At 45.3% G+C, this 700-nt stretch carries 1 protein-coding gene; it reads right to left on the bottom strand.

The features are described 5' to 3' along the window. Window positions 1-10: 10 nt before the first annotated feature. Window positions 11-700, bottom strand: a 690-nt coding sequence (locus B9T16_RS29080) for an alpha/beta fold hydrolase (RefSeq protein WP_410246437.1), incomplete at its 5' end; no start/stop codon positions are given.

The raw sequence follows: 700 nt of genomic DNA, 5'->3' as shown, positions 1-700 counted from the left end.
GAGAGGGTGGCTAATTGACAAATTCGAGTATTTGATTGGCGGTAATTTGTGGTTGTTCGAGGTGGGGAACATGACCGCATTTGTCAATCCAGATAAGTTGACTGTTAGGGATAGCGGTTCGGAATTTATGGGCATCTTTGGTTCCCAAGATTTTGTCATTTTTGCCCCATAAAATTAAGGTGGGTTGTTGAATAGTATTTAAGCGATCGCCAAAAGCACCATAACCGCCACTTTTGGTAAACTCAATTAAACCGCGATTCCATAATGGTGATTGTAGATGCCACGCCGCGCATAACTGAGCATCACGGGAGGCGAGGCTTTTGTCAAAATAGGCGTTTTCGCTGATACTTTGGCGAACTTTAGGTTGTCGCAGAAATTCGGTGGCGAGATAGTCGAAGGGTGGAAATAAAAACTTGCCAGCGATAGGACCTTTATTGATTCCGGCACTATCAATAAGGACTAGAGATTGTACGGCTTGGGGATGATTGAGGGTAAAGTCGATGGCGGTAGCGCCTCCCATAGAAGCGCCAACTAAGATAACTGGTTGATTGATGGTAGATTGCCAGAAGGCGTAGAGATGGGCTAAGATATGAGTAGGATTAACGGTTAAATAAGGCGATCGCTGTGTAAAGCCAAAGCCGAATAGATCGACGGCCCAGGTTTCGGTGGAATTAGCTAATAGTGGTAAGAGTCGGCGAAA

The organism is Arthrospira sp. PCC 8006 (genome assembly GCF_046480465.1).
In the GTDB taxonomy this organism is placed as follows: Bacteria; Cyanobacteriota; Cyanobacteriia; order Cyanobacteriales; family Microcoleaceae; genus Limnospira; species Limnospira platensis.
The sequence above is the reverse complement of the archived record's forward strand: the minus strand, read 5'-3'. Positions and strand labels throughout refer to the sequence as shown.